The sequence below is a fragment of the Amycolatopsis sp. NPDC051106 genome (assembly GCF_040682775.1).
Classification (GTDB): domain Bacteria; phylum Actinomycetota; class Actinomycetes; order Mycobacteriales; family Pseudonocardiaceae; genus Amycolatopsis.
In genome coordinates this window covers 256,237-265,976 of record NZ_JBFBBQ010000003.1, presented here as the reverse complement: position 1 = coordinate 265,976, position 9,740 = coordinate 256,237, and the positions used below count along the sequence as shown (strand labels likewise).

At 71.7% G+C, this 9,740-nt stretch carries 12 protein-coding genes; 6 read left to right on the top strand and 6 right to left on the bottom strand.

Annotated features, from left to right (window positions below; translation table 11 throughout):
• Positions 1 to 116, bottom strand: a 116-nt coding sequence (locus tag AB0M83_RS04490; RefSeq protein WP_364512377.1) for a manganese catalase family protein, incomplete at its 3' end; no start/stop codon positions are given.
• Between the two features lie 215 nt (positions 117 to 331).
• On the opposite strand from AB0M83_RS04490, the gene AB0M83_RS04485 reads away from it, so the two are divergent.
• Positions 332 to 1,123, top strand: coding sequence for an SDR family oxidoreductase (locus AB0M83_RS04485; protein WP_364512375.1), 792 nt, complete (start codon positions 332 to 334; stop codon positions 1,121 to 1,123).
• Between the two features lie 11 nt (positions 1,124 to 1,134).
• A complete protein-coding gene (locus AB0M83_RS04480; RefSeq protein WP_364512349.1) occupies positions 1,135 to 1,584 on the top strand; it encodes an OsmC family protein in 450 nt (149 codons plus the stop codon).
• A 6-nt stretch (positions 1,585 to 1,590) separates the two neighbouring features.
• Here the strand turns inward: AB0M83_RS04480 and AB0M83_RS04475 are convergent, their stop codons facing one another.
• Together AB0M83_RS04475 and AB0M83_RS04470 are read right to left on the bottom strand one after the other, a co-directional pair.
• Positions 1,591 to 1,914: a hypothetical protein gene (locus AB0M83_RS04475; protein WP_364512346.1), complete on the bottom strand. Its 324-nt coding sequence runs from the start codon at positions 1,912 to 1,914 to the stop codon at positions 1,591 to 1,593.
• 125 nt (positions 1,915 to 2,039) lie between these two features.
• Entirely contained in the window at positions 2,040 to 2,237 is a 198-nt protein-coding gene (locus AB0M83_RS04470; RefSeq protein WP_364512343.1) for an acyl carrier protein, read from the bottom strand.
• A gap of 258 nt (positions 2,238 to 2,495) precedes the next feature.
• Between AB0M83_RS04470 and AB0M83_RS04465 the strand changes: the two genes are divergently transcribed.
• Positions 2,496 to 2,852: a hypothetical protein gene (locus tag AB0M83_RS04465; protein WP_364512340.1), complete on the top strand. Its 357-nt coding sequence runs from the start codon at positions 2,496 to 2,498 to the stop codon at positions 2,850 to 2,852.
• Positions 2,853 to 3,008: 156 nt separating this feature from the next.
• Here the strand turns inward: AB0M83_RS04465 and AB0M83_RS04460 are convergent, their stop codons facing one another.
• Entirely contained in the window at positions 3,009 to 3,389 is a 381-nt protein-coding gene (locus AB0M83_RS04460; RefSeq protein WP_364512337.1) for a hypothetical protein, read from the bottom strand.
• 114 nt (positions 3,390 to 3,503) lie between these two features.
• Here AB0M83_RS04460 and AB0M83_RS04455 point away from each other — a divergent pair, with 114 nt between their 5' ends.
• From AB0M83_RS04455 to AB0M83_RS04445, 3 genes are all read left to right on the top strand, one after another.
• A complete protein-coding gene (locus AB0M83_RS04455; protein WP_364512334.1) occupies positions 3,504 to 5,153 on the top strand; it encodes a RecQ family ATP-dependent DNA helicase in 1,650 nt (549 codons plus the stop codon).
• A gap of 94 nt (positions 5,154 to 5,247) precedes the next feature.
• A complete protein-coding gene (locus AB0M83_RS04450; protein ID WP_364512331.1) occupies positions 5,248 to 6,189 on the top strand; it encodes a zinc-binding dehydrogenase in 942 nt (313 codons plus the stop codon).
• Between the two features lie 33 nt (positions 6,190 to 6,222).
• A complete protein-coding gene (locus tag AB0M83_RS04445) occupies positions 6,223 to 6,807 on the top strand; it encodes a TetR/AcrR family transcriptional regulator (RefSeq protein ID WP_364512328.1) in 585 nt (194 codons plus the stop codon).
• Here AB0M83_RS04445 and AB0M83_RS04440 read toward each other — a convergent pair.
• Together AB0M83_RS04440 and AB0M83_RS04435 are read right to left on the bottom strand one after the other, a co-directional pair.
• A complete protein-coding gene (locus AB0M83_RS04440) occupies positions 6,801 to 8,387 on the bottom strand; it encodes a gamma-glutamyltransferase (protein WP_364512325.1) in 1,587 nt (528 codons plus the stop codon). The genes AB0M83_RS04445 and AB0M83_RS04440 overlap by 7 nt on opposite strands.
• Positions 8,387 to 9,730: an MFS transporter gene (locus tag AB0M83_RS04435; protein ID WP_364512323.1), complete on the bottom strand. Its 1,344-nt coding sequence runs from the start codon at positions 9,728 to 9,730 to the stop codon at positions 8,387 to 8,389. Before AB0M83_RS04435 ends, AB0M83_RS04440 begins: the two co-directional genes overlap by 1 nt.
• Between the last annotated feature and the right edge of the window lie 10 nt (positions 9,731 to 9,740).

Below are 9,740 nucleotides of genomic sequence, written 5' to 3'. Positions count from 1 at the left end.
GTCACGGTCATCTCGCCGTAGGCGCCGCCGATGAGTTCTTGGAGCTTGTGGGCGTAGACGGGGTCGGGCTTTTCGGGCTTGGCTTCGAACTGCAGCAGTTTCGTGTGACGGAACACGGTGATCCCTCCGTCGTCGGATCGGGGCACGCCGGGACCGGCGGTCGCCGCCAGCGTTCCCGGTTAGCGGACGGTTAACCGTGCGAGTGAACGCGGTCTCGGATCGTGTGAAACGGAGTCGCGGGGGTACCAGGAACCGTCGTGTCCCGTCGCCCGAGGAGGACTCCGTGTCCCAGCCCGCCCAGCAGCAGAGCCCGCCCGGGTCGACGGCGGAGATGACCCCGCGGCCCGACCACGGGGAGCACACCTACCGCGGTTCCGGCAAGCTGACCGGGAAGGCCGCCCTCATCACCGGTGCGGACAGCGGGATCGGCCGCGCGGTGGCGATCGCGTACGCGCGGGAGGGGGCCGACGTCCTGATCTCCTACCTGAACGAGCACGACGACGCGGAAGAGACGCGGCGCTGGGTGGAGGAGGCGGGGCGCAAGGCCGTCGTCGTGCCCGGTGACGTCGCCGATCCGGCGCACTGCCGGGCCCTGGTCGCCCGGGCGGTGGAAGAGTTCGGCCGGCTCGACGTCCTGGTGAACAACGCCGCTTTCCAGATGACGCACGAAACGCTGGAAGAGATCCCGGACGAGGAGTGGGACCACACGCTCGCGACCAACCTCAGCGCGTTCTTCCACCTCGCCAAAGCCGCCGTGCCGCACTTGAAGGCCGGGGCGTCGATCATCGGCAGTTCGTCGGTGAATTCCGACAACCCGAGTCCGCAGCTGATGCCCTACGACGTCACGAAGGCGGGCGTCGCCAACATGTGCGCCGCGCTCGCCCAGCTGCTCGGCCCGAAGGGAATCCGCGTCAACAGCGTGGCGCCGGGGCCGATCTGGACGCCGCTGATCCCGTCGACGATGCCGGCGGAGCAGGTGAAGTCGTTCGGGCAGCAGGTGCCGCTGGGCCGGGCGGGCCAGCCGGCGGAGCTGGCGCCGGTGTACGTGCTGCTCGCCTCCGACGACGGCAGCTACGTGTCCGGGGCGCGCGTCGCGGTGACCGGTGGCACGCCGATCCTCTGAGCGGAGACGCGATGGCTGACGAGATCTACTCGACGGAGGCGACCTCCAGCCGGGGAAGCGTCCGGGTCGACGGCCGGGGCGACCTGGCCTACGCCGTCGGCGAGCCGGGCGACGGCACCGCCGATCCGCTGAACCCGGAGCGCCTCTACGCCGCGGCGCTGGCCACCTGCCTGCACCAGTCGCTGACGATCGCCGCGACGTCGTTGGCGGTGGAGGCCGGCGAAAGCGTCGTGACCGCCAAGGTCACCTTGGCCGCCCGCCACGACGGCGGCTACGAACTGCGCGCGACCGTCGAGGTGTACCTGCCCGGCGCCAGCACCGACTCGCTCTACGACGCCGTCACCCGCGAAGCGCTGCGGCTGTGCCCGCTCGTCGGCGGCGGAGTCGCGGTGACCTTCGACCGTGAGCGCGGCTTGGCGCTCCAGCACCACAGCGGTCCCGCCGATCCGGGGCAGAACTGACCGCTGTCACCGGGGCTGCGTCAAGGCGTCGGGCACGCCCAGGCGCCGGCGCAGCTCCGGGACGAACGCGGGATCCGTGCGGGCGAGCGTCTCCAGGTCGTACTCGTCCGGCAGGGCGAGCCCGCCGAGCAGCATGCGGTCGATGAGCACGCCGGCCGCCGCGAGCACCAGGTCGGCGTCGTCGACCGGGGGCAGATCCGCAGCCGCGGGCGAGGTCAGCAAGAGGTCGAACGTGCCGGCGGGACCGCCGCGGCAGCAGTACCGCACCCGGAAGCGGGCGTCGTCGACGAGCCGCACCTGCCAGACCGTGCACGCAGTGCTGAGGGGCATGCCCCTCCATTACCCGGCCGGCCGGCGGACAAACAGCGGCCGGGAACGCATTGTGTGCGAAGCGACGAAAGCCGGAGCCGGGTCTCATCGTCCCGCCCGGCCGGCGGGACGATGAGACCGCCGATTCACGAGACCGCCGGACCGGACTCCGAACTGCCGGACAGCTCCTTCAGGAATTCGTGGCACTGCTTGGCTCGCGCGGAGTCCTCCTCCATCACTTTGCGGAAGAAGCCGGCGATGTCCTGCCGCCCCGCGTTGTCGGCGTCGCGCACGTACTGGCCGTAGCCGTGGCCCGCCTTCAGGGCGTGGTACTGCACCGACACGAGGTCGAAGGTGACGTCGTCGAATCCGGGTCGGAGCTCCCGGCCCCCGCCGATCGATGCACGGCGTCGAAGCTTTTTGTGCCGACCCGGAAGAACCCGATCGGACCAATGACTGCGCGGTCAGCGGATCGCGGTCATCACACGATGGTGTCCCCCGGTGGAACAATGTGCGGAAACGCCAGTAGTTTTCGCTTCGCGCGACGCGGACCATTCGCTGCCGCTCAGTCCAACGCAATTGTTCATTCGAGGAGTTCACGCATGCTGAAGAAGATCGGTTTCGTCACGACCGCCATGGCGGCCGGCGCTTTGCTGGCCGGTGGCGTCGCCGCCGCCGACACCCCGGACGGCTGGGAGCACCACCACGCGTACGACTCCAACGGCCAGCTCGGCCTGCTCAACCTGAACAACACCGACGCGCTGCACAACGTCAACGCCACGGTCGGGTTCTGCGACAACAACGTCAACGTGCTCGGCGTCCAGGTGCCGGTCCGCGACGTCGCGAACGGCATCGGCGTGCCGGTCCTGTCGCCGGGCGAGCACGAGGCCAGCGGCGAGTCCCCGTACAACTGCGCCGCCAGTGGCGTGGCCGACGGCGGCACGAGCCAGGGCAACTGAGGTAGGTTCCCGCGCCGAGGCCGCCCGCTGATGCGTGCGAAAGCCGGCTGAGGCGCGGCACCGACGCGGGGTGGGACCGGCCACGAGAACGACGAGTGCGCCGGTCCCACCCGGTATCGCGGCGAAAACAGCCGGGAACGTGGCGCCGTCCTGGGCTCACTCGGGCGGCAGGGGTTCCCGGATCTCCTCCGGCATCGAGCCGCCGGCGACGTCGGCGGAGATGCCGAGCTCTTCCTCGTAATCCCTCGCGCCGAAGTCGCCCTCGCGCACCGCGGGCGTCGCAGCGTCGACGTCGGGCCGCTCCTCGGCCAACCGGTCGCCGAGCGGGCGGTCGTGGGCCTGCTCCCACGGCGTCATGCCGTACTTCGTGACACCGGTCCAGTGCTCGGGCGGGTCCATGGCCTCTTCGAGAGGATCCTGGCGAAGGCGGTCCTCGTCGAGGTCTTCGGCGCTGTTCAGCGCCGCCGGATCGGTCTCCACCGCGTCCGGCGCGCCGGTGTCCTGGGGTGGGTCGTAGGGCTGGTGCGGTTCGGTCACCGCGGCACCTCCTTCGCTCGGACCCGGAGGCTGCCCCGATCGCGCCCGGCGAAACCTCCGGCAGCACCGGCCACGCTCTCGTTTCCGGCCGCGAAGTACGGGTACTTGCGGCGGATGGCAGGAAGACGCGACGAACTCCAGCGGATCGCGGCCGAGAACTTCGGCTGGTCCCGGCTGACCCGTGAGCAGCTGGAAGCGATGGAGCAGGTGATGGCCGGGCACGACGTGCTCGCCGTGCTGCCCACCGGGGCCGGCAAGTCGGCGATCTACCAGGTGCCCGCGCTGCTCCTGGACGGTCCGACGCTGGTGGTGTCGCCGCTGATCGCCCTGCAGAACGACCAGATCGAGGGCATCGAGGACAGCGGTGCCCCGGAAGCCGTGGCCCTGAACTCCACGCAGCGCGCCGCCGAGCGCGAGCACGCTTGGGAGGCGTTGCGCCGCGGTACCGCCGAATACCTGTTCCTGTCCCCGGAACAGCTCGCCTCCGACGAAGTCCTCGACGCCGTCGCCGAGCTGGGGGTGTCGTTGTTCGTGGTGGACGAGGCGCACTGCGTTTCGGCGTGGGGGCACGACTTCCGGCCGGACTACCTGCGGCTGGCGCCGGTGGTCGAGCGGCTCGGGCACCCGCGCGTGATCGCCCTGACCGCGACCGCGGCGCTGCCCGTGCGCACCGACATCGTGCGGCGGCTGGGACTGCGCGACCACCGGGAGGTGCTCGCCAGCTTCGACCGCCCCAACCTGCGCCTCGGCGTCGACCCGCTGCCGAACGACGACGACCGGCACCAGGCCGTCCTCACGCGGACGCGGGCGCTGACCGCGGATCCGGCCACCCGGCCGGGGCTGGTCTACGTCACCAGCCGGAAGGACGCCGAAACCTACGCCGGGGAGCTCGACGCGGCCGGCGTCCGCGTGGCGGCCTACCACGCCGGGATGAAGGCGGCCGACCGCGAGCGGGTGCACGAACAGTTCCTGCGCGGCGAGCTCGACGCGGTCGTGGCCACCTCGGCGTTCGGGATGGGGATCGACAAGGCCGACCTGCGGTTCGTGCTGCACGCGTCGGCGCCGGAGTCGCTCGACACCTACTACCAGCAGATCGGCCGCGCCGGCCGCGACGGCGAACCGGCCGAAATCACGCTGTACCACCGGCCTCGGGACCTGGGCAGGCAGAAGTTCCTCACCGCGGCGAAAGCACCGGAGCAGGCGCTGGCGGAGGTGGCCACCACCCTCGCCGGGCACGACGCGCCCGTGAAGCCGGCCGAGCTCGGCAAGGAGGTGAACGTCTCGGCGGCCCAGCGCACCCGGGCGGTCAACCTGCTGGAGCAGACCGGAACGGTCGGCGTCACCGCCGACGGCCGCCTCGAATACCGGGATGCCGCCGCGGACCCCGGGCAGGCCGTCGAGCGGGGGGTCGAGGTCGCCGAAACCCACCAGCGCCTGACCCGGTCCCGCATCGAGATGATGCGCGGCTACGCCGAGACGACCGGGTGCCGCCGGCAGTACCTGCTCGGCTACTTCGGAGAGCAGCTCGACCGGCCCTGCGGCAACTGCGACACGTGCGCCGCCGGTACCGCCCAGGCGCAACCGTCCGGCAGCGGTGCCTTTCCCGCCAACAGCGCGGTCGAGCACGCGGAGTGGGGCCGCGGCACGGTGATGTCCGCGGACGACGACAAGGTGACCGTCGTGTTCGACGACCACGGCTACAAGACGCTGTCGGCGTCCGCGGTCCGCGAACAGAGCCTCCTCAAGACCGTCGCGGGGAATTGAGCGGAGCCTGGACGGCTGGTGCCACCCTTGACAGCTTTGACCACTCGCATTACGTTTCGATCCGAATCGAAACGAAATGAGAAAGTGGGTCACCGTGCGAGCAGTCGTCGTACAGTCGTCCGGGCAGCTCGAGCTCGCCGCCGTGCCGGAGCCGGTTGCCGGGCCCGGCCAGGTCGTCGTCGAGGCCGAGGCGGCCGGCGCGGGGTTCGTGGACGTCATGCTGCGGCGAGGTGAGTACCCGGGTTCTCCGGCGACCGGCTCGATACCGGGGGTGGAGGTCGTCGGCGAGGTGCGGTCGGCCGGACCGGGCGTGGCCGGAGACCTGATCGGCCGCCGGGTACTGGCCCTGCCGGCGTTCGGCGGCTACGCGGAGCTGGCGGTCGCCGACGCCGCACGGGTCCTGCCGGTGCCCGACGGCGCCGACGCCGCCGACACCGTCGCCTTGGGCGTGAACTCGCTCGTCGCCGAGATCTCGCTCGCCCGGGCGGGCACGAAAGCGGGCGACCACGTCCTGGTCCGCGGCGCGAGCGGCGGGATCGGCGTGCTCGCCACGCAGATCGCCGCCGCCCGTGGAGCCGAAGTCGCCGCCGTCACTTCCTCGGCGGCCCGGGGCGAGCGGCTGCGGGCCCTGGGTGCCCGGCTGACCATCGACCGGACTTCGCCCGCCGTCTCCGGAGAGACCTACGACGTGGTGATCGACCCGGTCGCGGGTCCCGGCGTGGTGCCCTACCTCGAATCGCTGCGCGACAACGGCCGGTACGTGCTGTGCGGTGCCGCCGGAGGACTTCCGGCACCCGGCTTCTTTCCCGCTCTGCTGGGGCGGTTCCACACCTCGCCGGCCGTGCTGGCGTTCAGCCTCAACTCGGTGGCGCCCGAGGACCTGCGGACGTCCTGGCGGGTGATCACGGAATTGTGGGCGCAGGGCGCGCTTTCTCCCGTCGTCGACGAGCGCCTCCCGCTGTCCGAAGCCTCGCACGCGCTACGGCTGCTGGAACGCGGTGGGCCGTTCGGCAAGGTGGTGCTCCAGCTCCGGTAAGGTGGCGTGACCGCGGACCAGCAGGGAGGCGCGATGCCACGGCACCGCGACGAGCGCATCGACGAGGCCGTGCTGACCGCGGTCTCGGCGCTGGTGCGCGAAACCGGCTACGCCGCGCTGACCATGGAAGCCATCGCCACGCGGGCCGGCACCACCAAACCCGCCATCCGCCGACGGTGGAAGAGCCGGCAGCGCCTGGTGGTCGCCGCCATGGCGCGCGACCGCGTCGGGGTCACGGAAATCGACACCGGCTGCCTCGGCTGCGACATCGCCGGGCACTTGGAGGCGCTGCGGCTCGGCTTGGACGACCCCGCCATGCGCCGGGTGCTGCCCGCCCTGCTGGCCGACCTCGCCGACGATCCGGAACTGCGCCAGGAGTTCCTCGACGCGGTCTGGGCACCTCGCCGTCAGGCGTGCATCGCCGTGCTGCGCAAGGCGGAGCAGCGCGGCGATGTGCACGTCGACGACGTCGACCTGGTGATCGACCTGTTCGCCGGACCCATCCTCTTGCGGGCGCTGTTCCGGCATGCGCCGTCCGGTCCGGACTTCTCCGAGCGCGTGACGCGGGCCGTCCTCACCGGAGTCGGCGGCACCACCGCGCACGTCTGCGCTCAGTAACCTTCCGCCGCGCCGTTGCGGCGGGGGTCCGCGCAGGAGCGCAGCAAATCGCCGGAGAGCGTGATGCCTTCGAAGTTGCCGGTCAGCGAGTGCCACGGGCCCAGGTCGCGCAGCCACCGGCCGCGCCCGGCGCACCGGCGGCGGAACTCCGTGGCGACGCCGGGGCCGAAACCGTGCTCGAGCGTCACGCCCGGCAGCCAGCCGGACGCGGGTTCGTGCGGCCGGACCCCGAACCGGGGCGCCGCCACCGAGTCCTCGATGGACAGACCGAAGTCGAGCAGGTGCACCAGGTTCTGCAGCACGCACGCGACCAGCGACACCGACGGCGACCCGGACGCGATGACCGGTACGCCGTCCCGCAGCACCAGGTTCGGCGCCAGGTAGACCGCGGCGCGCTCGCCCGGCCACGGCATCGCGCGCTGGAAGAACGATCCGCCGCCGGAAAGCTGGAAGCCCTCGGCGAACAGGCCGTTGACCCACGGCGAGGCCATGTGCGAGTGCGTCACCGAGGCGACGTTGCGCTGCGCGTCCACGACGGTGACGTGGATCGTGCCGGGTACCGGCACCGGCCCAGAAGGAGGAGCGGTGCCGAGCCGAGCCATCCGCCGCGCCGCGTACTCCTTGGACAGCAGGGTTTCCACGTCGGTGGCCGCGGTGCGCGGCGGGGCGTAGTACACCTCGTCGTGCACGTCCGTCAGCAGCTCCAGGGTCTCCGCCGACGAGTGCGCCGGCCCCCACGAAGGCAGGTCCGACAGCTCCAGCAGGTTCAGCGCCTCGATGAGCTGGCACCCGCCGTCGTCGGGCGGCGCGGACGTGACGATCTCGGCGTCCCGGTAGGTGCCCCGCAGCGGGGTGTGCCAGCGGGCCTCGTAGGCGGCGAAGTCATCGGGCGTGATCACGCCGCCGCCGCGCCGGCATTCGGTGCTGAACGCCCGCGCGAAGTCGCCGAGGTAGTAGTCCAGATCCTCGTCCCGCAACCGCTCCAGCGTGCGCGCGACGCGTTCCTGACGCAGTGTCCCTCCGGGCGCCACGAGAGTTCCCTCGGGCAGGAACGCCTCCCGTCCCTGCTCGTGACAGCCCAGCTCCGCCCGGTGCGCGTACATCTCGCCGAACAGGGAGGGATTGACCTCGAAGCCGTCCCGCGCCAGCTCGATGCCGTCGCGCAGCAACCTCGCGCGGGGCAGCCGGCCGAACCGTGCGTGCGCGGCCCGGAAGGCCGGCCACCAGCCGGGGACGGGCACGCCCCGGCCGGTGGTCAGGTCGGCGCCGGTGAACCCGGGCAGCGGCGCCAGCGGGGCCGCCACGTTGCCGTTGAGGTAGTCCGCCTCGCCGGTTTCGCCGTCGTAGTACAGCATTTCCAGCCCGCCGGTCAGGGCCGTCATGTGCGGTTCGGCCACCAGCTGGGTCGCGGCCGCGGCGAGGGCGGCGTCACCGGCCGTGCCGCCCTCGCGCAGGACGTCGAGGCCGGCCCGCACCGCCAGCGGGTGCGAGGTCACGACCATGCCGTGGCGGGCCTCGACCGGCTCCTTCGGGCCGTAGGCCGCCCGGCGGGCGAGTTCGGCGGCCGTCTGCCGGTCCATCAGGCCTCCGTCAGTGAGCTGCGCCGCCGCTCGTCGACCGCGTGCGGCATGGCGAACAGGGCCACCAGGATCGAGACGACGCAGATCACCGTCATGTACCAGCCGAAGGCCGCGTTGCTGCCGGTGAGGCCGAACAGCCACACCGCGATCAGGCCGGCCGTCGAACCCAGCGCGGTCGTGCCGATGTTGTAGTTGAGCGCCGACGCGCTGGCCCGCACCTCGGCCGGGAAGCTCATCACGTACGCGGTGGTCAGGGGGGCGCCGACGAAGTTGTTGATGAAGGTGAACGCGACCACCGCGACCACCGCCAGCCAGAGCGAACCCGAGCCGATGGCCAGGAACGTCGGCACCGTCAGCACGACGAACAGGCCGTAGCCGACGACCAGCGGGATCCGTGCCCCGTGCTTGTCGGCGAGCTTGCCGCCCCAGATCGCCGGGAGCGGCCCGATCGCGTAGGTGAGCAGGGACGCCAGCAGCGCGTTGTTCTCGGCGAACCCGGCCTTCACCATCGCGGTGACGAAGTAGGCCTGGATGACGAACGAGCCCACCCGCTGGCCGGCGCCCAGGCCGATGGCGCGCAGCATCGCGCCCCAGTGCTCGCGCACCGCCGTGCGGAACGGCGTCTGCTTGACCTTGCTGCGTTCGGCCAGCTCCGCCATTTCCTTGAACTGCGGCGTCTCCTCGACGTGCCGGCGGATGTAGATGCCGATGAGCGCCATCGGGATCGCCAGCAGGAACGGGATCCGCCAGCCCCAGGCGTTGAACGCCGGGGCCGGCATCGCCGAGATCACCAAATAGGCCACCAGGGTCGCGAGCAGCGGACCGACCGAAGTGGACGCCACGCTGAGCCCGGCCAGGTAGTTGCGCCGGTTGCCGCGCTCGTGCTCGAAGATGAAGTTGGCGGCCGTGGTGTACTCGACGCTGGCCCCGATGCCCTGCAGCATCCGGCACAGCAGCAGGATGATCGGCGCCGCGATGCCGATCGCCGCGTAGTTCGGCAGCAGGCCGATGCCCGCCGTGCCGACGCTCATCACGGCGATCGTCAGCAGCAGCACGAACCGGCGGCCCTTGAGGTCGGCCAGCGGGCCCAGCACGATCGCGGCCAGCGGCCGCAGCGCGTAGGACAGCACCACCCCGGCGTAGGTCGACAGCAGGGCCGCGCTTGAGTCACCCGCGGGGAAGAACTGGCGGGAGATGATGACCGCCAGCGTGCCGTAGAGGCCGAAGTCGTAGTACTCGACGACGTTGCCGAGCATGGCGGACAGGAGGACCCTGCGCCGCGAGCGCAGATCGGATCCGGGCGGCCCGGCGGCCGTGCTCTCCCGGGTGTCGTGGTCGGTCAACGGGATCTCC